This is a genomic window from Calditrichota bacterium (genome assembly GCA_020637445.1).
GTDB lineage: Bacteria > Electryoneota > RPQS01 > RPQS01 > RPQS01 > JABWCQ01.
Window position 1 is genome coordinate 87,428 of sequence record JACJVZ010000001.1, and the last position, 26,525, is coordinate 113,952.

13 protein-coding genes are annotated in these 26,525 nt (G+C 47.8%); 7 read left to right on the plus strand and 6 right to left on the minus strand.

Going from position 1 to position 26,525, the window contains the following annotated elements; translation table 11 throughout:
- The first annotated feature begins 7 nt into the window (after positions 1-7).
- The 4 genes from H6507_00355 (at position 8) to H6507_00370 (ending at position 13,159) form a co-directional block, all read left to right on the plus strand.
- Complete coding sequence (locus tag H6507_00355) at positions 8-6,844, plus strand: right-handed parallel beta-helix repeat-containing protein (GenBank protein ID MCB9367553.1); 6,837 nt, start codon at positions 8-10, stop codon at positions 6,842-6,844.
- Positions 6,845-7,314: 470 nt separating this feature from the next.
- A complete protein-coding gene (locus H6507_00360; protein ID MCB9367554.1) occupies positions 7,315-8,370 on the plus strand; it encodes a hypothetical protein in 1,056 nt (351 codons plus the stop codon).
- A gap of 403 nt (positions 8,371-8,773) precedes the next feature.
- Positions 8,774-9,856 (plus strand): hypothetical protein, encoded by a 1,083-nt coding sequence (locus H6507_00365; GenBank protein MCB9367555.1) that lies wholly within the window; start codon positions 8,774-8,776, stop codon positions 9,854-9,856.
- Between the two features lie 240 nt (positions 9,857-10,096).
- Positions 10,097-13,159, plus strand: coding sequence for a DNA polymerase III subunit alpha (locus H6507_00370; GenBank protein MCB9367556.1), 3,063 nt, complete (start codon positions 10,097-10,099; stop codon positions 13,157-13,159).
- 51 nt (positions 13,160-13,210) lie between these two features.
- Here H6507_00370 and H6507_00375 read toward each other — a convergent pair whose 3' ends face one another.
- The 6 genes from H6507_00375 to H6507_00400 all read right to left on the minus strand — a co-directional run bounded on the left by H6507_00375 (position 13,211) and on the right by H6507_00400 (position 18,161).
- Positions 13,211-13,474: a hypothetical protein gene (locus H6507_00375; protein ID MCB9367557.1), complete on the minus strand. Its 264-nt coding sequence runs from the start codon at positions 13,472-13,474 to the stop codon at positions 13,211-13,213.
- 296 nt (positions 13,475-13,770) lie between these two features.
- Positions 13,771-16,671 carry a hypothetical protein gene (locus H6507_00380; protein MCB9367558.1) on the minus strand — a complete coding sequence of 967 codons (2,901 nt, stop codon included), beginning with the start codon at positions 16,669-16,671 and terminating at the stop codon, positions 13,771-13,773.
- Positions 16,619-16,909, minus strand: coding sequence for a hypothetical protein (locus tag H6507_00385; protein ID MCB9367559.1), 291 nt, complete (start codon positions 16,907-16,909; stop codon positions 16,619-16,621). Before H6507_00385 ends, H6507_00380 begins: the two co-directional genes overlap by 53 nt.
- 16 nt (positions 16,910-16,925) lie before the next feature.
- Positions 16,926-17,288 carry a hypothetical protein gene (locus H6507_00390; protein ID MCB9367560.1) on the minus strand — a complete coding sequence of 121 codons (363 nt, stop codon included), beginning with the start codon at positions 17,286-17,288 and terminating at the stop codon, positions 16,926-16,928.
- A 101-nt stretch (positions 17,289-17,389) separates the two neighbouring features.
- A complete protein-coding gene (locus H6507_00395; GenBank protein ID MCB9367561.1) occupies positions 17,390-17,590 on the minus strand; it encodes a hypothetical protein in 201 nt (66 codons plus the stop codon).
- A gap of 34 nt (positions 17,591-17,624) precedes the next feature.
- Entirely contained in the window at positions 17,625-18,161 is a 537-nt protein-coding gene (locus tag H6507_00400) for a hypothetical protein (protein MCB9367562.1), read from the minus strand.
- 1,269 nt (positions 18,162-19,430) lie between these two features.
- Between H6507_00400 and H6507_00405 the strand changes: the two genes are divergently transcribed.
- From H6507_00405 to H6507_00415, 3 genes are read left to right on the plus strand one after another with little or no spacing between them, the layout of a single operon-like run.
- Positions 19,431-22,097 (plus strand): N-6 DNA methylase, encoded by a 2,667-nt coding sequence (locus H6507_00405; protein ID MCB9367563.1) that lies wholly within the window; start codon positions 19,431-19,433, stop codon positions 22,095-22,097.
- Positions 22,094-23,395 carry a restriction endonuclease subunit S gene (locus tag H6507_00410; protein MCB9367564.1) on the plus strand — a complete coding sequence of 434 codons (1,302 nt, stop codon included), beginning with the start codon at positions 22,094-22,096 and terminating at the stop codon, positions 23,393-23,395. The genes H6507_00405 and H6507_00410 overlap by 4 nt, the downstream gene beginning before the upstream one ends.
- Positions 23,383-26,520, plus strand: coding sequence for a type I restriction endonuclease subunit R (locus H6507_00415; GenBank protein ID MCB9367565.1), 3,138 nt, complete (start codon positions 23,383-23,385; stop codon positions 26,518-26,520). The genes H6507_00410 and H6507_00415 overlap by 13 nt, the downstream gene beginning before the upstream one ends.
- Positions 26,521-26,525 lie beyond the last annotated feature (5 nt).

A 26,525-nucleotide genomic window follows, 5' to 3' on the forward strand; every position in this document is an offset into this window, starting at 1 on the left:
GAAAAAGATGAAAAGGACCTTGATTGGAATTCTTGCCTTCGTGTGGGTAGTTTGTATCACTCACTCTGGTTATGCACATTGGTACGACGTCAAACCCGGGATCCAGTCGACGGACACGACCGGCTTGGACAACACGCCGACCGTTTTGACGGACACGGTCTTAATTGTCTACACCGCCGATTCACTGGAATGGTCGGCTCAAGATCTCGCCGAACAGCTTGCGGACTCGTTCGGAATAACGGCAACCACGGCCTTCGTTTCGGATTTTTATGCTGCTGACTGCGGGTTGTCACCGGGCAATGACCAGATTATGCTCACTACACAGACCGATGGACTTTCAGCGTACGCTTCAAGTTCCAGTGTAATCGGAGACAGACTCTTCAATATTGTTCCGGGAACCTATGCTGCAAATGAAGCCTACGCGATACTCGCGCCCGGAGACACCTTCGGCACGCCGGCTTACAGCGCGAAATGCGTGAAGTGCTTTATTGCTTCAAAGAGTGTACGCGGCGTCTTGTATGGCGTGACCACGCTAATAGACGCTTTAGAAACGGCATCTGATTCAGTATTGCTCTGGCCGGCAATTGTAAAAGACTTTCCGACATTTTCTCGACGAATCATAGGAGAACCTTACGATCTCCATTCCACTGTACCTTGGTCTACGTCTCTTGATCATGCCGACGGAATATTGACAGGCGCGCGGGACTTGTTGCTCAAAAACAAAGGTAACGGTTTCATGCAGTTCGGCGCAATTACTGGTGACGGGCTTGATTCTGCGGGTACCATCTACTCAAGGTTGCGCACGGGCGACACCACCTCCACTCATGTTGATACATGGGACAATCTCGGCATGGATTGGTATCAAGGAACCGGCAGATGGGGAGGAACAAACCCGCTGAGAAAGAGAGGAAAATCGTCCGCTGAAATATGCAAGACCGTCACCTTTGACACTACTTTCGTCTACTCCGGATCACCAGCAATTACTCTCAAGCCCGTTGAAACAGAATATGATGTTCCCAATTTCAACTTCGACGAGAACAGCTTTGAGGGTTGGGACCAAAACTCCATCACTGGTTGGAATCTTGCAACCGATGGCACAAACTTCATTGCGCGTAGTCCGTCTATCGCAGAAAGCAGCGTTGTGAGTCTTTCGCGCCTCATACCGCTTCAAGACAGCGTTGGGCTTCCTATGCGCCAGCTTGTGTTAGAGTTTAAAGCACGGCTTAACTCTGGAAGTTCTGCCGATATGTGGATTGAGTCTCTCATGCCTCCTGACAGTAATGGACTCCCCATAACAAGCGAAGACACTCACACTTCCGGCGACTTCAGAAACTTTGATGTTAATCACAGTGATGCGGGGAGCCGATACAAGCATACGCTCACAACAACGTGGCAAACCTTGCATGTGGTATTTCTGAGCTACGGCATGAAATGGGACAGATTCACGTTTAAGTTCGAGAGCCTTTCGGGTAACTCGCAAGTGGACTTTGAAGGAGTCCGGCTTATTGAATCGGAAGTCTATTTTCTGACTATGTTACATAATGAGTCAGGAAATCGACCGCTTCCTAATTACGCATATTTGGTTATTGACAGTCTAGGAATTCCTGTCTTTACAACAACAAGTGAATTGGCTCCGGTTAATCGCTACTCGAATCAATATAGTAGTCTTTTTTGGTCCGAGCCAATCATGGCTGTGAGGAGCAATCACGTCGGTGGGAGGAGCTTCGCCGATCTGCAAGTAGATAGTATCTACACAGGACGATTATTCTATCATACACTTTGTACAAACGCCCTCCCAGCGTTCTTCGACACATTAGTGCCATTACAGCCCTTTGCCTACAATACGAATGGCACTGCCAATTGGACAGGCCCCATTCTGGACAATACAAACACCGCGTTTTGGGTGGCAGATACGGCCGCCCAGAATCTTGCGGACAATATGCAAGCTGTAGAAATTTTGTGGGACTCCCTGGGGCCAGAGATGCCATATTCCGGCTACTTCAATCGGTCAAACGAGCATCGGCACTTTGGCTGGTCAAAAATGGAAGAAGGATTGGCGGACTCCAATAGTTGGACGCTTTCGGACATGTACGTCGATTTCTGCGGACATGTAGCTGATTCGATCAATACGCGCTTGAGCAAATCCGCACCTCTTTTGCTTTATTCCGACATGTTAAATCCCTACCACAACGGACAGTTGATATCCCGTGTAAACAACCCGTTTGCCCTTCTAAACGGCTACGACGTCAGCACAACCAATTTCTCCACGAATTCTGAGGATCAGCCATTGGTGTTTGTTGATTGGTGGTCAAAGAACGTTTCAGACACTTCACATGCAACAGGAATCGTGAATGCCTACACGAGCATACTGAGTCCAGCAAACCAAAACTGGGAAGCCATGTTTGCCTTTTTGCCAGAGGATCGGGTCAATGATAATACATTTGCAGCGCGAGAGTCATTGTATGTTGAAATTGCCCTCGCTTGTTCATTGCGAAGAGAGGCCGGCTATAACTTCTCGGGTGGCGGATTGCTCTATGACTCTGAGGTAATGTCACCAGATTGGGCAGAATTCAAGGCAAGGGAAGAGTTCCTCCAGTTGTGGTGGAAAAATGATCCGGTCACTTGGGCTGCCGTTGCATTCGATAGACAAGTGGCATCCAGTCAATCTAGCCAGAACGCCACCTATAAGTGCTACCCAGTCCCATATCCAGACGACAGCGAGGCCGAGGTTGATAGTGCAGTGCTACAGTATCGTTTCAATGGTGGCGGTAACTGGGAAACACAGAAGGTTACTTATCAATCTGACAGTTTGTACGATTTCAGTCTTAGTTTACCTGATTCCGGCGGATATGTGCAATATCGGGTATGGGCGTTTGACGATCTTGGGCGATATGGATCTAATCCTCCCTATGGGACAAAATGGACTGATCCTGAATCCGGCGAAAGCTCGTATTTCACTTTCGAGCGTCGAAAAACAGATGCAATTGCGAAACCGGACACATTCTGGCTTCCGGGTGTAATCAGCAAGGAACACGTTGTCAAGGGAGGTGGTCGGCTTGTGTTCCAGCCATTGCCGGGATACAAGCATGCTACTCTTTACGTCGAAAATGATGCGAAGATTCGCGTTCTTGATAATTTCAGCAAGGTTATCTTCAATGGCTCCGATACAAGTTATATCCATGTAAAACCCGCATGTCCGACTTGCACTTGGAAGGGAATTGAGGATAGCATTGGTGTCGTGAAGAAGAGTTTCGTGACCTTCGAGGAGGGCACAGGCATAGCAACAGAATTCAAATACGCAGAGTCCGATACTTCCGTTTACTTGGAGTCAGTAGCTTACAAAGATACTGTCAAGGTGATAGGGCCGACAAAAATTTCAGGAACGGCGACGTTTAACAAGCTCATTGTCGATTCTGGAGCCACACTGACAATTCTGCCTGGCAGTGAATTGTCGTTCTTTGAAGGCGGCCAACTACTTGTTCGTGATGGTGGACAACTAATAGCATTTGGCAATGACTCAACGGCGATTGCCTTTAAGGCCGCTGTCGATGGTTCACCATGGGAAGGTATTCACTGCGAGGTAGCACTTGCAGCCGAGGCGTGCTCGTTGGAATATGTCTCCGTATCCGGTGCGGTCGCAGGTTTGCTTGTAGATCATGGGCGTGCTCACGTCAAGAACAGCACGTTTGAAGACAACAGCTACGGAATCATGGTGAATAACGGCGGTTGGGTGGTCGCAGAGAGTTGTTCTCTGACAATAAATGGCACCGGATTACTTACGACAAACTTGTCTAGCGTCGAACTTAGTGACGTTGTGGCAACTAACAACACTGGAGTCGGAATCAAAGCCTTGTCACGGTCGTCCCTCTACTTGTCAGACTGTCTGATCAATGATAACGATGGGGACGGTTTGGCGGGCGGTATCGGACTATATACTGGATCCAGCGCCTTTATGGAATGTACAGAAGTCGACGCCAACACGGGCTCTGGCATAACTGCCTATGGCGGCACTCTGATGCTCACATCGGTCGAAGAGATTGGTGACACGCTGACACAGTGGCATGGCAACAGAATCGAGCATAATGTCACGATACCTTACGAGGGCCAGATTACTTTGCGGGACCGCGTCGCGCTTGCACTTTGGAATGGACATAACTGCATCCAAGACACCTCAGGTGCAGGGAAGCTGATTCACTGGGAGGACCAAGTGGGCTCAGACCGCTGGGCCGACACGTATTGGGGCTCTTTAGACACTTCATCGATCAAAAGCAAGCTGCCTTCCAGTGTAACGCTTGTTCGCATCGATTCGTCAGCCTCAAATTGTCCGACTTTTGCTGAAGATACCGGTGTCAACGACTCTTTGGTTCAGATCTTCCTTGAACCGCACAACAATGAGCTGTCGGGTTACACCTCGTCAGCAGAGAGCAGTTACAAAGCGGTCATTCGTAATGCTCCAAGTTCAGACTATGCGTTTACTGCATGTGACCGGCTATTGAATATTTGCCTTTTGGATAACAAGGATTTCGATGCTTTGGTGGATACGCTTGAAGTCTTGTATGGAAATACAAGCAGCACTTCCTTGAAGCGCTGGATTAAGAATGTTCAGGCATGGGCTACTGCTGAAGACGGTGATTTCGAAAAAGCACAAGGCAGGCTCGATTCACTCGCACAATATACACCAACAAGATTTGATCGCGTGTCCGCAAGAGTACAGCGTCAACTATTGGAAATCCGCGAGCTCGACCACGACACGACGACGGAATACAAGGCATCGGATTGCGTTGCCTATCTGGATTCCGCACAGAAAGTCCTTGAGCTAATGAAAGTGTGGACGAATACCACGATCAGCGATAGCGTCGTATTGTATGCTCCGACGACTGTTGAAGGACTAATCACGATCAGTCAGCCCAATGGACGTTTGACGATTCTGCCGCATCCAGGCGCCGAAGGTGCGACTGTGCGTTTCGTTTCGAACGGCGGGATTCAGGTCAATGGATCGAATACTTCGATTGGACGCGGAAAGCTCTACGTTTATGGCGAAGCAGATAACCGCGTGAATTTAATGTGGGATTCTTCAAGTGCGTATGGGAATATCTACTCAACATCTGGATATGTCGACTTGAAGCATGTCAATCTCACTGGAACTGGATGGGTGAACATAAACGAAGACCCATTTGGCTATTGGCGCACACCGATTTTCATTGCCGATTCCTGCACGTTCAGTGGATTTGATGAGGGGCTTTGGCTCTTCGGTGCTACCGACTCATGTGAAATTTCGAATTGCACGTTCGAGGATTTGGGTGGCGGAGCTGTGGGCTTCACGGGAATGGACGGTTCAGGACTCTCAATGGTATACAGCTCAAACGTTGTCATCGAGAACTGCGATTTTGTTGACAACGCTGACAATGGTATCTATGGATACTATTGCGACAACATTGACGTGAGTGAAGCCGATGTTTCAGGCAGTGGAGATTACGGTCTTCTTGCCTGGGAATCTGCAAACTTTGACATTACCTGCAGCAATTTCCACGGGAACGGCGACACACTTGCGGAAATTTGGGTTGAAGACGGGTTAGTAAATCTCGTTGGTGGACATACACAGGTTTCAGATAGTGACGGTGTGTTGATCTACTCAGGTGATGCCTCATACACAGATATTGAGGATGGTGAAAACAGTTTCGATCTGCTTGATGGAACGGGTTATTACTTGAAACTCGGGGACACCACCGCTACTTGGGATGTCACCTACAACGTATGGGCACCGTTAACTCCTGCAGACAGCGGCTTCTATAGCAAACTCTATCCCTCTACACCAAGTAAATGGACCATAGATTCTTCACTGGCGGCATTTATTGAGTGCGGAGGTGGCGGAACGAGTTCACTTGGTGGTCAAAACCTGATTGTAGTTGGCGAGGATGAATCGTCCGGAACTTCCTCTACAGAATCTGATGGTCTAACAAAGAAATCTTCGTCTCTCTCGAAGTCAGCGGCGACTGCAAGGTCGGGTCTTGTTGCCAAGAGCAGCAAGATCATCGATCACCATGTGGAACTTGCGAAATGGCGAGAGTTCAGGGATGTATCAAAGTCACCTGCGAACCGTCAGACAGCAATAGCCATCGGCAAACAGTTCTTGAATGAGTATCCAAATTCACCGCTTGTTCCTGCTGCTGTCATTCAATTGACATCCTTGGCGAAGCGTTCTAATGGTAAGTCAGAGATTTCTTCCTATCTTGCGCAACAGGCGTTGACAACGAAGAATGAATCGCACCGCGCATTGTTCACGCGCAAAGCATATGTTGCCAAGGCGTTCGAAGGTAATCCAAGCGACGCTCTTGCGGGACTTGAAGGATTGGTCGAGACTTCTTTGACGAAGCGTGACTCGATCTGCGCGCTGGCGGATGCAATTGGCATCTACGCGGCCTTTAGGTCGAGCAATGATTTGACACCAAAGCATGAGTTTGTCAAAACAGCAACGTTGCCGGATCTCAAGCTTCGTATCAGAGAACTGTCTCGACGGCTTGATGGAAGTACGTTGGAAGCGGCGGAAAACGAAGTCCCGATACCGACATCCTATTCACTTTACCAGAACTACCCGAATCCGTTCAACCCCACGACGGAAATCCGTTTTGACCTTCCGGAAGCGGTTCGCGCGGAACTAAAGGTGTTTAACATCCTCGGTCAGGAGGTCGTGACTCTGGTGGACGACGTGCGAAACGCGGGTGCCTATCGCATCCTCTGGGACGGCAAGAACGCCGCCGGACTATCAGTGGCGTCTGGTGTCTATATCTATCAGTTGAAGACTCCGAACTTCACAAATGCCAAGAAAATGATGCTGCTCAGATAGCATCGACCTGATTTGAAACAGAAAGCCTCAGCAATTTGCTGGGGCTTTTCTTTTTCTGGCATAAGAATCAGTCCAAGGACAAACTAATGGAGATTCACTGAATGGCAAATAGAGGCGAACTGCTGAAGGGACTTCTAACCGGGCTATCGAAGGTGCTGAAGGCGGTTTTGAAGCACCTATGAGGGCTTGACTTCCCCACAGTTCCTTTGTATCTTCTGGCGTCCTACCAAGCGGGGATCCTTACTGGATTCCTGTACAACTTGTTATCATGCTGGCGGCCATTTCCCACACAAGGGATTTGGCCTCTGGTTGTTGAGTTGTGCAGGTTTCCCGCTTGGTAGGACAAGTAGGTAGCCGCCAGCAAGACGCCAGAGGTCTTTTTTTTGTCTGAAAGTTAAGACTGTGGCATAAGAGGCGGATAACGGGATTAATAGAGTCTCGTAGAAATACCGATCAAGAAGGAGCTTCTTATGCACATTTGGATTCATGACTGTCTCGTCACTCGTTTGACGATCTTGACGCTGTCAAGTGTGAAGAGAAAAATTGCAGTTTTGATTATTGCCGTGATAAGTGTTCTCTCAGCATGCGGAGGTAGTAACACATCTCTGGAGAAGGAGGCACAGCGGGGGCGATTTGATAAGATTCTCGAGAAAGTTAGCACCAGACTTCAAAAGAATATCTGCGATAGCCTTACTCTTCACGGCATAGACTTGCTACTTGATTCAAGAAATGCTGAGAAAGTAGGCTGGGATGTAATCAAAGAGCAAGCTACTCAGTGCTATCCAACACCTAGTGGGTTAAGAATTCGAAGCGCGCTGGCAGTGAAACATCCAGCAGTTTTGGACAGCATGTTCTGGCACACGATACGTGTATGGGCATCTGATCAAAACTTGAGCGCAGTTTCGGCGGTGGGACAAGGTTATCTTGGTTTGAAAACAGGTCGTATGACATTTGTAAGCTCCCTTGTGAATATTTCAAATAGCATTCAGGAGCAAGTGGCCGCCAAAGGTCATGCCCAAGCTTGCTTGCCTCGGCTTGAACGAGAAATGTCAAATTCACACCTGGAGCCAATAAACTCGCAGTCACTGACGGCATATATGATTGCAAATACAGGATATCGTCAATACGAGATTGCGCTGCCGGAGCAGACATATCTTGGAAGGATGCCTTCTGATCGACATGCGGTACTAATTACAAAACAATCCTCTTTTGAATCGACGGGATGGTTTACGATTCGCGTGCGACGGCTCGATAATTCTGTGGTTAAACTCAGAGAGGAGTTTGGTTCCTTCAACCAAACGTGGCCTGTCTACGAGGAAGTTTCGGATGAAGAGATATCGAATTACAATCGTATGGTCGAGTTAGTCCAGTCCAAGAGTGATTCTCTCGGCTGGGCCCGCGAAACAATAGAAAAGGCAGATTCACGGATAAGAGTGTTGACAAAGAACTTTAACACTGTGTTAGCATGCAAATGCGATACAACAATAGCTTCTGCAATACCCTTTCTTTCAGGCGAAAAAAAATAGAAGTTCTGATGCGTCATGAAGAGCTTTTGAGACTGAAGAAGACCTGAATCTACAGGTCTTCTTTTATTTTTGAAGTCACACGAAAAAAAGTAACAATTACACGATTTCGGGACATCATTAGGGGGTACCCAGGGACATAGAAAAACCAACAAAAAAATTCCGAACTCGGTTTCGAGACCAGGTTCGGAATGATTCTTAGGGTATTAGGCGGATAGAAATACTGGTGGGGTTTATGTAGAAGCCGTGGCTTTTCGTGAAAGCATGCTCTTTAATCCCTTGACTCATGCCAAATTGCTCCGTATATTCATTGAACAAATGAATAAATTATGGCACCCTGATGATTGTTTTTATTATATTTCCGAGATTCTACTTGTACGGAGTGCAACCAAGCCAGAAGCTCGTGGTGATTAGGAACCGAACCGTCCTTGAAGCATCAGATGAAGCGGCCTGGCACGGAGTTCGGGCTGGTGATACCGTCAGATTGGCACGAAGACGGTGTCCAGGTCTCGAAGTTCAGGAGTTTCGGCCAGAAGACTATTCAGATCGTTTCGATCAGGTGTGGTCCAAGGTCGCCGGATTCACGCCGATGGTTCAGACCACAGATCTTCATCATGGCTACTTGGATATTACGAAGGACATCAAGCGGTTTGGCGACGCAGATACGATGGTTCGAAGTCTAAATGAAGAGCTGACGAAGACAACGGGCCTTAATATCAATTGGGGCGGAGGCGCGGACAAATGGATGGCTTGGCTTGCTCGTGGGCACAACCAGTTTATCACTCCTGCGATGGAGTCTCTTGTCCTGTCTAAGCTACCAATCGAGTCTATGGCTTTGCCAGAACGAGTTACGGAGCGTCTCCACCATTTCGACATCCATACAGTCGCGCAAGTCATGGCTTTGCCTTCAGGTTTTCTAGAATCGCATCTCGGATTTGACCGGAACTTTGTGCTGAAGTGCTTGACCAGGCACAAAGAACCCGTTCGACCCAGCTTTCCACCCCGTAAGATTGAAGCTCACCTGGACATTGCAGAATCAGATGAATTTGCCCGTCAACGGGTGATAAAAGAAGTCGCAAGGGAAATTGTCACACAACTCACAGAAGCTGCCATGCAGACCTCATGTTTACGAATATCCTACAAAACTAGAACGAAGAAGCACGAAATTGACCACAGACTCTCGCATGGAGTTCTAAGTGAAGAGCGACTTTCAAAGATCCTATTTGATTTGCTGCCAGACGGCATACAGCAAAGCCTAAAGAGCATTTGGGTTGAAGTCCTTGGATTACTTCCCCGACAAGTTACCCAAGACTTGCTTTGGGAAAAGTCCCTAACAAACAACACTGACGAACAGCTTGAACGCACACAAAACAAACTTCACACTCGGTACGGAGTTGATTCATTGGTTTCCGGAAGCACTGCATATGCACGCCAACGGCCGCGTTTTGCACAGCTAGTATATCAATCACGCGGACTAACCCTACCGTAACATGGAGCCCGTGAACGTCACATGTTCTTCAGGTGCGCCAAATTCATTGTTCTGGCGTGGTCAATCACAGCTGATAATCTGCGTCTTAGATCATTGGTGGGAAGCAGGACGCTGGTGGGAGACGGAAGTAGCACGGGAGTTCTTTCTTGTACTGACGAATCAACGACGCATACTTTTGTGCCGCAACCCTAACTCCGGAGATTGGCTTGCCAAGTCAGCATGAGATCACCCGTACCACTTATGGTTCGCAGCGAGTTCAGCTTTCTGAATGGCGCATCGCGGTTGGAAGAGCTTGTCAAAGTTGCTGCCCAACTTGGTTATGACACGCTTGCGCTTACCGATGTAGACCACTTGTGCGGAGTTCCGGAGTTTCTTGGGTTATGCAAACGCCACGGAGTGCGACCGATACTAGGGTTAGAACTTACATTAAACACCGGCAGAGTAATCGCCCTTGCCAAATCGCGCAAGGGTTTTGCTTCTCTATGTAGGTTAGTTACGGAATCGCATCTGGAAAATGAACGGCGTCAGCCCATGCTTCAGGAAGATCGTCTTCTTGATGACGCAGATGACTTGATTCTGATTGCGGGTGGCAATGATGCACCATTCGCATCATGGGTTTATCAGCAACGCATAGATAGGGCAGAAGCCAGGCTCCGTGGTATGCAAAATAGACTAGGCGCAGATTTTTTCGTGCGCATAGAACGAACGTTACAACCAATGCAGCAGGAATTCAACGCAAGACTGACGAGCCTTTGTTCGGATTTGAGAATCCCAGTCGTAGCCTGCAACTCTGTTCACTACGCACGTCCTAATCAATATCGCATCTTCGATTTGCTATCCTGCATTCGCAACCTAATTAAACTGGACGACCCGCATCCTGAACGACCAATCAATGGATTCGGTTATTTGCAAAGCCCTATAGCTTTCACAAGACTGTTTGCAGACATGCCACAGGCTTTGGAAATGACTCATTCCATCGCTGATCGCTGCGAGAATTACTCATTGAATGACGAGTTGTATCGACCACGGTTTGGCAGCATTTCTGAAGATGCTTCAATCCGCGAACTGTACAAGTTAACAGAAGCTGGTGCCCGAAGAAAATACGGCAGCATCAATGATGAGCTCGACAAGCGGATCAAATACGAACTTAGTGTCATCACGGATTTAAGTTTTGCAGGATACTTTCTGATCGTCCATGACCTCTTGACTTTTGCGAGGTCAAAAGGCGTCAGATACGCAGGGCGGGGCAGTTCAGCCGACTCTGTTGTGGCCTTTTGTCTGGACATTACAAAGGTAGATGCTTTCGAGCGCAACCTACGGTTTGAGAGATTCATCAACCCGGAACGAAAGGAATCGCTGCCAGACATTGATATTGATTTCGACCGTCGGTACCGCGATGAGATAGTTCAATATGTCATTGGCAAGTACGGACAAGAACACGTCGCAGGCGTGGCATCCTTCAATCGATACAGAGCACGGGGCACGATCCGGGACGTTGCAAAAGCACTAGGCTTTGAAACAGAGGATATTGACAAGCTGGCCAGGTATTCCCATTGGGCGCTTTCTGCCAAACGGATTGCTTCTACACTCGATAGTAGGCCTGAAATACGATCTTTGCAGGTTGACAAGAAGAAGTTCGAACTTCTGTTTGAACTTTGCGCGGGCTTGGATGATGTGCCAAGACACATTTCTGCACATCCATGCGGCGTAATGATAACAGGAGCGCCGGTTCAGGGAATCACGCCACTTCTGCGTGCAGCCAACGGCATGTTGATTTCGCATTATGACAAAGATGGTGTTGAAGATCTCGGCTTGGTCAAATTTGATTTGCTTTCATTGCCTACGCTAGGCGTAGTCGAAGATACGGCAGTAATGGTTCGGCAGCATTCGCCCAAGTTTGAGTATGACCAAATCCCACTTGATGATGAAAAGACCTTCGAACTGCTACGATCTGGAGAAACCACCGGTGGATTTCAAAATGAAAGCCCAGCACAACAATCCCTCGCACCAAGACTGCAAGCACGAACCATTGAAGACGTCATTGCTGCCGTCGCGTTGATTCGGCCAGGTCCACTAAAAGGTGATATGGTCGAACCATTTGTCAGGCGTCGAAATGGCACGGAAGCGGTCACTACAATTCATCCAGTTATCGACACGATTCTGGAGCACACCTACGGCGTCGTTTTGTACCAAGAACAGGTAATCAGTATCGCAGTAGAACTAGCTGGGTTCACACCCGGCCAAGCCGATGTCTTACGCAGGACTATTTCTCACAATCGATCGTATGAGAAGATGGCCGAATTAGGCGAACAGTTTGTGAAACAGGCCATTGAACGCGGTGTTGAACCAGATTTGGCGCAGAAAGTCTTTACTTGGATTCAAGGCTACGCAGGATATGGCTTTTGTGAAGCACACGCAGCTTCATTTGGGGATACGAGTTACAAAACAGCCTATCTACTTCAACATCATCCAGCTGAATTCTACGCTTCGCTACTGAATCATCAACCAATGGGGTTCTTTCCGGCTGCCACGTTGATGAATGAAGCCAGGCGAAGGGGAATTGCCGTTTTGGGACCGGATTGTAATAGCAGTGGTGCCACAACTACAGTCCAAAATGGGGCGATTCGAATTGGGCTATTGCAGATTTCGGGAATGAACGAGGCGGAAGCGAAAGAAATAACTGGTGCAGCTCCGTATGTCTCGTGGGGTGATTTTGTACGGCGCGTTCGACTGAATCGCGACCTACTGGAGAACCTTGTTTTGTCAGGTGCGTTTGACTCGCTTCACAAGAATCGCAAAGAACTACTTTTCAGCTTAGGGACAATTCTGCCGCCGATTGATACGGGCAAGCTTACGCTGGCCTTGGATCTTGAACCGGTGATTTCACGCAGACCGGACTTTGATGCCTTCACGCGTTCAATGCAGGAACATCGCGTTCTGGGCTTTTCACCAGATCGGCATATTATCTCTTTCTGGCGGGAGTCACTTGCGAAGCGGGGGATTCAGACATGCAGAGAAGTAAAGACCAATCAAGATTCCAAAACAATTCTGTCAGCAGCCGGAGTTGTAATACGACCACACACACCACCAACTAAGTCCGGCAAACGAGTCATTTTCTTCTCCCTCGAAGATGAATCCGGACTATTGAACGTCACGGTCTTTCCGGACGTGCAGGAGAAGTTTGGTCATCTGATTCCAGGTCAATCAATGCTGGTTGTCACGGGCAGAAAGGACAAGCGTGGCAGCAATGGACTGACTGCGTCGCATCTGGCGCCACTTCCCAATAGATTTGGAAAAAAGTAAGCCTCGACCGATTTGGTCAAGGCTTTTTAGGGTAAGTAGATTGGATGCATCTTAGGCACCCGATTCCAACGGCGAACCTACTGGATTCTTAACATCACCCCAATGCGACCAGTGGTCCAACCACATACCAGTGAAGTTGGGAGCTTGTGGCACACGTTCATCATGAATTGGGTAGTCGACATCTGGTTTTATTGTCTTCCGGTTGTTTTCGATCGGTCGATGAGGCAGAAAGAAATGCTGAATCGAATCTGACTTTCGCCTGAATCCGAGTTGTTTTAGTGTTTTTGTTGTGGGGTTTAGTGTGGATGTTGTCATGAATATTCTTTCGTGATTTCTTGCGCAGTCTTGCCATTCAGAAATGTAACCTGGATTTTGAATTTGTAACCAGCATGTAACCAACGTAAGGCGAGTATTTTCTAACGTGTAACCATGTAACCAATTTTTGCGATACACACCCCACTATAAATGATTTTTTGATCGTCGTATTCAGCATTGAATCTAGTGAATTGAATTTTCTATAATGAGAGTATCGTTCTAAAAAGGTTACAAGGTTACATTACTATTTCTACTCCACTTACGTGGTTACAATCAGGTTACATGAAGGTTACATTTTAGGAAAACAGGTTACAATTATTATCAAAAGGTTTTTGTTTTGGCGTTTTCTTATTCGGCGTTTGACTTTCGTCGTCGTCTGCAAGCGATCTGCTGATTGCTTCAAAGCCCGATAGATCCAGCCCAAGCGTCGTTGCCAATTCTATGTCAACAATGATGCATTTCTTCGGCGCACTCTTCTTGCCATAACTATCATTCTTGAATCTTACGGGGTGGTTTGTCTTAACGACAAATTCCTTTCGCGAATCAAGCTGCTTTTGATAGGCTGCGTAGTCACTTATTTCACCGTCGTAACCAATTCGACTGGCATTTGCAGCAAATACTTGCGCTGCAGTCCTAAGGTGAATTGCGAGATATTCTTTGCTCGAGTCCAGACTTCTAATGTTTACGAACGCATAGTCTACATGCTGTTTCGCTAAGTCTCTTTCAGCCATTATTGCGAGTTGTTCGAGCAAGTAGTCAAACGAAAGTTTCACTTGACCATTGCCAGCACCAGTAACTTCTTCGATTTGGATGTCGATCGCTTTCTGCAGGTCGATCTGCCCAGCCATCGAAATGCCGTACTTTGCTGCAAAGTCTTGCATCAACGTCAAACCGAACACCATGGCAGTAATGTTGTTTTGAATGCGGGGTGCGACATGCTTGTCGCCATACAAAGCTTTTGCAGTATTTTCTGCGTCAGCCAATCGCGCTGCCACATCCACTCCCAAGCAGAAAGGAATATATTGTGTCATGAAAGCCTGAAGATCAAGACCCTTCAAAGATCTAAATGCTGTTTGGCAAGCACTGTTCTTCTTGATTTCATCTGTGAATCCTGCAATCAACACACGTTCCAGAACGGCTGATTCCTTTACCTTGGATTCACCACACAAAACCACCGGTGCGGTCAAGTGGTAGTGTGTTACGGTCTGATCAGGATTACCCTTGTCTTCGATTTCTCCACGATAAACTTTGCGCAGCATTCTGGTCAGGTCCATTACCTGGCCATCACGCATATCGTATGGTTTGAACTCGTCTAGGACGACAGGTACTGCATTTGTACTACTGAGCAGTTTCAGCATCGGAAACTGTTTCATGGTGCATGAAGACACAACAGGATCATCGTAACCGTGCAACGACATCATCAATTCCAGAAGTGAAGTCTTTCCGCCGCCCTGTGTACCATAACAGAACAATGCTGGGAAACTTCCGACTAAGTCCGTGATGCGTGGCTTCAACGGGACGGCGAAAAACCAACCTAGAATAGGCAGCATCACTTCCGGCTGATTGACGGCAAGAATATTGTTGAAGAATGTGTTGATAATGGATGCATAGTCAGTATCAGACATCTGCGAATATTTAACACGCGCATGAAGCGAATCCGAACTTTTGTCAAAAGGCATGATTTGCATCGGATTGATCTGACCGGCAGCGGTCAAATTCAGATCACGAACAACCCAAATGTCGTCGTGCAATCCAATACTGCGGGTTCCCTGTTTTCTAACAGCAACCTTAGATATGACATGCTGACAGACGTCGATTACGTCCAGGTCGCTGCCATGAAAAGTTCCTTCGCTGTGCTTGGTTGCTTTCATGAACTTTCCACGCGTGTGCCAATCCGTGTTTTCGATAGTAATCCCGGTCCATTCCTGACCGGAGATGTGTTTGATTGTGCAGTTCAAAACATCGCCGTCTGGCAGCATTAACAGTTCGCCAGCATCGATCGTAAATGGCGTCAGCATGATAAAATCGCCGTTCTTTCCAATCTTGCCATAGCATCCGCTGCGTTCCACAATCGGGCTATCAATCGGGTCATACTTAGAAGCCCAACCTGCAGGCGCTTTGGGAGCACCCACAGGCAATTCGAACTTCACGCCCTGATCCGCAAATGTTTCATAGCTTTGTGGGCCATTCCAGTTTTCGGCGATATCGCAATACAGGTCATCTAGCTTCTCCTGGCTGAATCGCTCGGGTTCGCGCTTGCTCAATTCGGTAAATCGATCCCAACCACCCGTTTTTACCAAGTAGTTGGAGCCAACTCCCACCCAAGGGTCATAGTCCCACCCACAAGGGTTCTCTTCGAACATCCGAATTATTGGGCAGTGTTCGATCATACTGGCTAGACCTGGCTGATTCAATTGAATGCCGGAATTGGAAGCGTGCAACTTTGCATGGTCGACTTTCGAATTGCCAATAACACGCTTTACCGCCATTGCTGAGTTGCGCTGGACTTCATCCAAAGTACGCACCGGATCATCAACAGGCTGAAAGTTTGTTGGATTAAGCAATTCACTTCGCTGACCAGACACCTTATGCAGTGCGAATGGTAGTTTTAGTAGGTTGCCAAGCCCTTTCTTCCCACTTATGGAATCTTGTTTGGGAAAGATTTCAATATGCAAACCGTCGGGCAGCATACCGATCTTTGAAATTAGTACACGACCAAGTTGTTTTGCCTGGGCCGCAGGAAACAATTCTTCAAACAACAGTATAACGTGGTATCCCTTGCGGCCACTAAATTCTAACAATGCATGCAAGCCCAAGTCTTCACATGCCGAAAGCAGCTTGCACGCGGTGTCCTGAAGTGCGGGAAGGTACTCAAGTACCTTGTCTGTGTGTTCTTTGTTGACATCAATATCCAAGGCAAGGAATTTTACTTTGTCGTCCTTGTCAATGGGATAGATGCCGATAGTTGTGTCGCCTGCGACGTGATTCTGCAGATCGACAAGCGTTAGTTCGCAATTCTGCGGGTAATAGTCGCCATTCGATTGTTGAACGGCATAGTTGTCGGTTCTTGTAACAAACCTATGTAGTAATCCCGACGCAACCAGAAGCACCTGCGCCGGGTTGGTATCAAACTTGTTATCATTATTATGCTGTGTGGTAGCTGTCAGTGGTTCTTCCACTGCGTACGGTAATGCCATTCTCATTTGCCTTTCTCTTAATATCGAAGACCAAAGTCTTCATCATGGTCTGTGCATTCAAAAAGTCCTGCACCCGCACAGACAGGGTATTGCGGAAAAATCCGTCTTCGATCGCCTTAATTTCGGGGCAGTCATCGAAACGGAAGAAGATTCGTCCAAGGTCGTCCACGTAGTAGTCTACGAATTGGTGGCCCTTGGCTTTCAAAGTCGTTATCAATCCAAAATCTTTTGTTTTCATTGTTGATTTCCTTTAGTTAGGGAATAAGTGGCAGAATTGTTCTTAGCCATTTCAGCATATCTTTCTTGCCCGCGTATCTGCTGCCGAACGCTGGTTGCGGCATCGGGAATTGTTGCGCGAGTGCGTGCGGAACTTGCAAAATGCTGCGATGCAGCAGGCATTGAAAGGCGATTTCACTGGCAAACCTTCCGTCAGTAAGTCCTAAATGGCGCTTGATTGCTTGTGTATCGCTTGTGCCGATTGCCTTGTTTTCCCAGGGCAACCATAGAATGTACCAACAACCTGCTACGCAGTAGCACTTTAGACCGTGGGCCATTAGGTAGTGCGCGGTCCTTTGGGCGCTCATCAGCGCCATTCCATGCAATATTTTCTTCTTCATGTTTTCTTCCTTTGTGTTCTTAAGAAAAGCCGGATCATAGACCCGGCACACGAAGGAAGGAAGTTATCATCTTCATGCGCCGAGCATATCCATATTCATTATTATTGGCAGCGTCTTAGTCCTTCAAAAATGATCCACGCTGTGACGATCATCTTGTTATCAGTTTGCGGCTTCATGTAGTCGTGCCGCGTTAGAAATTCTATCAATTCGTGATGGTCATACAAGTTGACCAGTTGCTCTTGGCAATATAGATACGGATGCCGGTCATCCAAGGCCACAAAATCGGCATTATCAGCTTCCAAGCTACTAAGTATGCCGGAAGCACGGCGTATGGCTTTATGTGCTGGAGTGTTGTTGCTTGTTTTGAAGCGCGGCATTAAGTTCCCTTTGTTTCTGATTAATGAGTGCGATGATGTTTGCCTTGTTGTTAAGTATCTTGTTGACATGAATGCTGGTATCAGCCGGTTTCTTTGTATGCGTAGCGATCAAGTCACTGTGGTGGAACTTGAAAAGTTCAAGTACAAACAAGCGGAGCCGTGTATCGTTGTCGAACAACGTGCCGTCATTCAGCAGTTTCTTTAAGTTTGCTAATTCAGACTGAAAATTACGGGCGGTCAGCCATTCATCAAGATGAATTCCCAGCCCAATCAGATTGCCGGTTAACAACCTAGCCTGTTCTTTTGTTAAGTGATCTTTGACTGTAAACAGGCCCGTGCGAATCAACAAGGCTTCAAGTTCTCGACGGCTTATAATATCGGTCACGTCTTCGCCATCACAGAGGTAGTGGAAGTTTGGAAACAAGACGGGAATACCGCCCATTTTCAACAAGGCCAACGCCTGTTCGAGTGCGGTTTCTTCAATGGTTTTTTTCATTCAATTTCCTTGGTTAATTCAGGGTTCTCACCCGAATGTTGTGCGGCTACTAACAGCCAGGAATCACAACAAAAAAGACCGAACGGACATGATGCATGTCGTCGATCGGTCTTTCGTCTATAGTCTATGGGCGGGCGGCCGAATCGGCACAGCCCTAATTATTGGAGTCTATCAGGAAGCGAATTCCGTGGTTCTTCCGAGTTATTTAGTCGGTTACTGCAGTAGCCGGAATACCGACCCCTACTATATAGTATACTCAATTTTTCCCGGTTGTCAAGGCAATATTGCCCATTTTTCATCCCAAAATCAAAAAAATTCAACTTTTTTCAGCCCATAGACACAGGTTCTCGTCGTTTTTCCCCTTCCACGGGAGCAAACCGCGCCTTGATTTTGAATCAACGAATTTGCACCTTTAATCCCGCTACGAACACCAAGTCTCTAGCATGGAAGAACCCCTATTAAATCGCACCTGCGATTTTTCGTGTTTTCGGGTACAAGAACTAAAGGAGGCTCCCATGTTCGAAGACTTCTCGACCATTGAATCCCGCCTAGCTCCACACATTGTAAACGCTGTGTGTGATCTGCCTTCACTTTCCCATGCCGACATGTGGTTCCCTTGCTGCAACGGACAGCTGTTTCGAATGATCGAATGGACGGCAGTGTACTTGGATCGATTGGAGAACGGCCAGCCGGTAGAACAGAGTTCGCTTATCGGCCACCCTGTATCCGGTCGTGGCTAAAAACTACAGCAACACACTGAAGCCAGTATTACTGCTGGCTTTTTTTGTTCTCTGCGGATAGGTGCGAAGATATGTTCGCACTTTCATAGCCCGGCGTTCTTTTTGTTCTCGTCGCGACCTCTCCTGATTCTTACCCCAGTTGGAGAGTGTCTGCTTCAAAAGATGTTCAATTTCGGGCGATCGGATTTCCAACGTGCTCCCGCCTGGGAAAACTTGTCCTAGGGCAAATATGAAGGCCCGAGCCTCGGGACCTTAGGGGGCCTACCGGAGCGAAAATTCGGATAGACTCCTTAGATGCTGTAAGTTATAGGCTTAGAGAGTGGGCGGGAATCGACGAACTCGGAGTTGCCCTCGCCCCAAATTCCGACGCCGCCCGACGCTCCCGGTCGTTCAAACCACTAACTTATCCAGACTTATTCAATCCGGCTCAGATTCACCCAACATGCCGTGAACTGTTGAATTAGCACCAATGTATTTGTAGATTGAGGAGTTACGGTCCCACCTTCTTCAAGCCCTGCCATTTCACCCAATGAAACAAGATAAAATAACGCTCTCGCAACTGGAGAGCTTTCTCTTTAAGGCTGCGGATATTCTTCGTGGCAAGATGGACGCTTCCGAATTCAAAGAGTTTATTTTCGGAATGCTTTTCATCAAACGAATGTCTGACGAGTTCGATCGAAAACGAGCTGAACTTCGCCGGCAGTACAAGCACTTACCTGCCGATAAGCTGGAATCACTTCTCGAAGACAAGACTTCCTACGGCGATACGTTCTTCGTTCCCAAGCGCGCCCGCTGGAGTGAAGAATGGGTAGACGAAAATGGTAAGCAAGTCCCCGCACTAAAGCACCTCAAGGAAGACATTGGAGCAATGCTGAACAAAGCATTGGCGGCTATCGAGGAAGCAAACGATGCCCTGTACGGTGTATTGAAATCCAATATCGTATTTACATCGGGCAAAGGCAAAGAAGGTAAGACTAAAGTTAGTGATAGTCAGTGGAAAGACCTACTCGATCACTTCAATGATCCGAAGTTTGTGCTGGTCAACGAAAACTTCGAATTTCCTGATCTGCTCGGTGCGGCGTACGAATATTTGATTAAGTACTTTGCAGACAGTGCCGGTAAAAAGGGCGGCGAATTCTATACGCCCGGCGAAGTAGTTCGATTGTTAATCCAGCTGGTTCGCCCACAATCCGGAATGACTATTTATGACCCCACGGCTGGCAGTGGTGGCTTTCTGATTCAATCACATCAGTATATCGAGGAGCAAGGGCAAAACCCGGAAGACATTTTTCTTTACGGCCAAGAATCGAATGGTACAACTTGGTCAATCAGCCAGATGAACATGATTCTGCACAATATCACGAAGTTCCTTATTGAGAACGATGATACATTGCAGAATCCCTTGCATCTCGACGGAAATCAAATTAAGAAATTCGATATCGTGCTGGCAAACCCGCCGTTCTCGCAGAACTACAGTCGTACAGACATGAAGTTTGAAAGCAGGTTCCGCGAGTTCTGTCCTGAAAAAGGTAAGAAGGCTGATTTGATGTTCGTTCAGCATATGGCGGCGAGCTTGAAGTCTAAAGGACGAATGGCGACCATTATGCCTCACGGCGTTCTGTTTCGTGGCGGCAAAGAGAAGATCATTCGAAAGCTACTAATTGACGACAATATCATCGAAGCAATCATAAGTTTGCCTCCTGCACTTTTTTACGGTACCGGGATTCCTGCCTGCGTCCTGGTTATCAACCGAAACAAACCGGACACGATGCAGGACAAGATTCTGTTCATCAATGCCGACGCGGAATACGGTGAAGGGAAAGTTCAAAACAAGCTTCGCCCTGAAGACGTAGAGAAGATTGATTACGTCTTCACCAACAAGCTTGAGATTCCTAAATACTCCCGTTTGGTAACTAAGGAAGAGATAATCAACACGCACGACCTGAACTTGAACATTCGCCGATATGTGGACAATACGCCTGATCCTGAACCCGAAGATGTGCAGGCGCATCTGATTGGTGGCGTGCCGATCCCAGAAGTCGAGGCACTCCAACCCATATACGACAAATTCAAATTCAATCCCGAAGTCATTTTTCAGCCGGACCGGGAAGGCTATTTGGCGTTTCGTGCTGAGATAGATGGTAAGTCAAAGATCCGCGAATTGGTTGATGCGGACCCAGGAGTCCAAGAAACGCTGCAGGCCATGCATTCAGCGATTGAAGAGTGGTGGGACGTGGCGAAGGCGGACTTCGTGAAACTTGAAAATGACCGAAATAGTCTGCCAACGGTTCGCAAGGAACTCTTGGACCAAATCAAAAACAAGTTGATTCCTTTGGGAGTTCTCGATCAATTCCAAGCGGCGGGTGTGTTCGTCAACTGGTGGACGAAAATTCGCTACGACTTGAAGACGATCAGCAATCTCGGCTGGGTGCACATCCTGCTACCGGACGATTATCTAGTTCGCGAGTTCTTCCAGACCGAGCAAGACGAATTGGATCAACTTGACTCCTCGCTTAATGAAGAAGAAGCCACTCTTCAGGAAGCAGTCGAAGCCGTAGAATACGAACCCGACGAAGACGAAAAGGTGACGGCGACCGTAGTCAAGGGCTATCTAAAAGATACGATAGAGGATCTGGAAGATTCGACCGATGAGGCGGCCATTGCCGAACGATCTATGCTTGAAACACAACTTGCTGCAATCAAAACAAGCGAAAGTGCAATCAAGCAGTTAAAGATAGACATTAAGGAGAAGCAATCCGAGCTTGAGGAAAAGCTGGAGTTCAAGCGAAACGGGATTGATGACACAAAGATTGGACTGGAATCGCTACTGCTGCAAATTGATAAAGAACTGTCGACGATGAATCCCGAATCGAGGGCGAATCAGAGAAAGATAAGTGCACTGGAAAGCGACAAGAAGAATATAGAGGCTCGAATTGCAGGACTTGAAGTACAACTCGCAGCCATCGGAGGGATAATATCAGCTGATCAATGCGAAGCTCTAATTCTGAAGAAACTGCATGATTTTGTAGACACCGAGCTTGGCAGATACCTCGCGGAAGCAATAAGAACGTTAGTCTCTAAATGTGAGAATTTGTATTCAAAATATGCATTCGACTTTGGCTCGTTAGCTGACAACAGTCAGCAAATTCAAGAAAGCATGGCACAAGTCTTTGTGGATTTGGGGTACAGGCCGTGATCGATTGTGAACACTGGGACGAGCGTCCAATTACCGATTTAGCTGACTTCATTGACGGATACGCGTTTGCGCCCGACGATTGGAGTAGGGAAGGTCTGCCTATCATTCGAATCGAACAACTTCGGAATTTTGATTCAGTTAGTGATTGGTATAGTGGAACATTGCCTATTGAAAATATTATCGAGAATGGCGATCTAATATTCTCCTGGAGTGCATCGCTCTTCTTAAAGATTTGGTCCCACGGAAAGGCAGCCCTTAATCAGCACCTTTTCAAAGTCGTGGAGCATGATGGTGTTGACCGACTGTATCTAAAGTACCTGATTGAATACAATTTGCCGCGACTTAAGAATGCGTCTCACGGGTCGACGATGCAACATGTCACTAGACGTGAGTTGCGGCAGTTTTTGGTTAGATATCCAATCAAAGAGTCAGAACAAGCCCTGATTGCTGCTTTGCTTCAAACCGTGGACAAAGCCATTGAGCAAACAGAAGCGATGATTGCCAAGCAAGAGCGAATCAAGACTGGATTGATGCAGGATCTGCTTACGAAAGGGATTGATAAGCACGGCAACATCCGCTCTGAAGCCACACACAAATTCAAGGACTCGCCGCTGGGCAGGATTCCGGAAGAATGGGAATGCGATGCCTTGGGTGCATATCTGAATTCTGGCGGAGGGTTTATTCAAACGGGACCATTCGGGAGCCAACTTCATTCCTATGAATACGTCGATGAAGGGATTCCGGTTGTAATGCCTCAAGATATGCTTGATGACGAGATCAGCCTGAAGTCTATTGCCCTCATAACTCCTAAGCGCGCGAAGGATCTTTCGCGACACAAAGTGGAAGTGAACGATGTTCTCTTTGCCCGCCGCGGCGAGCTAGATAGATGTGCAGCAATCTATGAGAGAGAACAAGGCTGGATTTGTGGAACGGGATGCTTACTAATGCGGATGGCACGATCAAATCTTAATCCAACATGGGTGACAATGACCTACAAGCATCACCGAATACAGAGACAAGTGCTTGCGCACGCTGTCGGATCTACAATGATAAACCTTAATCAAGGACTGCTTAAGGATCTCTCATTTCCGCGTCCAAGCCTTGCGGAACAACATGAGATCTGCCTAAGATTATCGACCTTTGACGCCTCGCTGTCTGGCCAGCATGTACTGCTCGGCAAATTGCAGTTACTTAAGTTAGGCCTCATGCAAGACCTTCTATCCGGCAAGGTCCCCGTTACGCATCTTCTAAAGCAAAGTGGTTCCGCAGATGTGGAGAATGTCGCATGCCCCGCGTAGACCGCACGCCAGCCTATATTAAGATTGACGAGAAGAACCACGTCGAAGTGCCGTTTCTTGCACAGCTTGAGGGATTGGGATGGGACGTAATACGGCTGGAGATGAAAGATCAAAAGCCCAAAGATACTTGGCGGACCGATTTTTCCGAAGTAATTCTCGAACCTGTACTAAGGCAATCGCTGAAGAAGATCAATCCGTGGATCGAAGACGATCAGGTTGACGACGTAATTCGCAGGCTGACCAGTTACACAGCGTCTGGGTTGCTAGACAATAACCGGCGGATTCTGGCGATGCTGTTGGAGAATATGTCGGTATCTGAAAATCGCAAGACCGGCGATCCTGATCCCACGGTCCGAATCATAGATTTTGAAAACAGGGACAACAACTCCTTCATCGCTGTTTCGCAGCCCAAGTTTCGAGTGCCTGCCACGGAGCACCACATCTTTCCCGACATCGTGCTCTTCGTGAACGGTCTGCCCGTCGTGCTGGTCGAATGCAAATCCCCAAAGGTCAAGGAACCGATCCCCGAAGCGATAGACCAGATGATGCGCTACAGCCAACAACGAGGCGAAGAGAAAGAAGGCGTTCCGCAGCTCTTCTATTTCAATCAGTTCATTGTTGCCACCTGCCGCCAGCAAGCGAAGTTTGGAACCATCACAACGCACACAGAGCGCCACTTCTACCGCTGGACCGATCCCTACCCCAAAAGCCTGAACGATTTGGAGCACGGCGCCAGCAGCCCCAATGACCAGCAACGCTTGGTGGCCGGTATGTTGGACAAGGATAACCTGCTTAGCCTGATACGGACGTTTACGCTGTTCAAGACCAACGACAAAGGCAAGTTGATCAAAGTCGTCGGCCGCTACCAGCAATTTCGTGCGGTCAAGAAAGCCGTCGGCCGTTTGCTGACGGGCACAAACCGGCAGGAACGCAGTGGTATTATTTGGCATACCCAAGGATCTGGCAAGTCCCTGACAATGATGTTCATGGTACGCGAAATGTACCGCCATCCTGAGCTTTCTAAATGGAAAGTTGTCTTTGTCACGGACCGTACGCAGCTGGAACAACAGTTACGCGAGACAAGTCAGAGTATCGGCTTCACGGTCAAGCCTGCGGACTCGATAGCGAAATTGAAGGAGTTGCTGCCGACTGATTCTTCTGACCTGATCATGGCGATGATCCACAAGTTTCAGGAAAGGGAGTTACAAGAGGCCTTCCCTGAGCTGAACACGAGTCAGAATGTGCTTGTAATGACAGACGAAGCACACCGGTCGCAATACAAGCTGCTTGGGGCGAACTTGGATCGAGCACTCCCCAATGCGACGAAAATCGGATATACAGGCACGCCTATCGATAGGACCGAACAGGTGTTTGGCGACTACATTGACAAGTATACGATGCGGGAAGCCATCGAAGACGGTGTAACACTTTCCATCGTGTACGAAGGCAGAACGCACAATGCAGAAGTTGACGACGCCGAAGCGATGGATACGGACTTTCAAGATGTTTTCAGCGATTGCAAGATCGACGAGCGCCTAAAAATTCTGGGCTATTCATCACGCCTGGCGTATCTTGAAGCTGAACCAACCATCACAGCCAAAGCGAAGGACATGGTGAAGCACTATGTTTCGCAGGTCTTTCCCAATGGATTTAAGGCACAGGTGGTTGCTGTTTCCCAAGAGGCCGCCGTTCGCTACAAGAAAGCTCTTGAATCGGCCTTGCAAGGCATGATAGAAGGACTGGAAAAGCATAACCCGCGCAAAATCAACATTGAGCGACTAAAGCAGCTCAAAGTTGAAGTTGTGATATCGGGAGGCCACAACGATCTGCCGCACATTAAGGAACATGCAGACTCATCTAAACACAAGACACATATTAAGAGCTTTACACTGCCCTTCGACACGGAAGACGAAGGCGTCAAAGGCGACGTTGGAATCCTGGTTGTAATGAATATGCTGATTACCGGATTCGATGCACCCATCGAGCAGGTAATGTACCTCGACCGTGTCATCACGGACCATAATTTGCTTCAGGCTATCGCCCGAGTTAATCGCGTAGGTGAAGAAGGCAAAGACAAAGGGTTTGTTGTAGATTACGTAGGTGTCGGCCATCATTTGAAGGACGCGATAAAGAGCTACGACGAGCGTGAACAGGCAGAGGTCGTGAAATGCTTGTCTACGCCAGCAGAAGAACTAAATGAACTCGTCGCGGCAAGCAATAGCCTGAAAGAAATGCTTGCAAAGCACGGATTGACGAACCTGTCTGATCACGATGCCTTCTTCGACCTCTTTTACGACGAAGACGTTAGATATGATTATCTTGAGGCCTTCAAGAAGCTTACAAAGAGTTTGAACTTAGTGTTTCCGCGCAAAGAAGCGCTCGAATATCTTAACGAGTATCAGTCATTATCCGAGATTAATGCGCTTGCCGCTTCTCACCTGAACGACGACCGTCTTAGTTTGAAGGGCGTCCCCGCGAAGTTAAGAAGAATTACGGATGCGCATCTTGTTTCAAAAGGCATCGAACAGAAGGTCGCGCCTATTTCCATTTTTGATGACTCGTTTATCGAAAACGTCAAGAAGCGCAGTCGGGCAAAGACAAAAGCCGCTGAAGTGGAACATGCGATTCGTCACCACATTGAAGTGAACATAAATGACGACCCAGAGCTATATGCTTCTTTCGCAGAGGCGCTAGAGCGCATTTTCCAAGACTTCAAGGACAACTGGCAGGCAATTTTCGAGGAGCTAGAGAAGCTAAGAGCGAGAATAAGAAATCTGCCGCAGCCACCTGCCGGGCTGACCCGAAAGAAACACATGCCATTCTTCCGAATTCTTGCAAGAGAAATCTACGGAAAACGTTTTGGCGATGACACATTTACAGATGAAGAAGAAGACAATTTAGTCGAGCTCACACACGAAGTTGTTGAGACAATCGTCCGTGAAACCAAACTAATCGGCTTTTGGGATAGCACTCCTTCACAGAACAGGCTTGAAGCCGACCTTCAGGGGATACTGTTGTCTGAGCGGTTTAGCAAGTTGCCCAACGTTTTGGATAACTGGAAACCGATTAGATCGCGGCTCATGGAGAAAGCCTATACTTCTCGCGACATTTTGTCGTACGCCTAGTTACA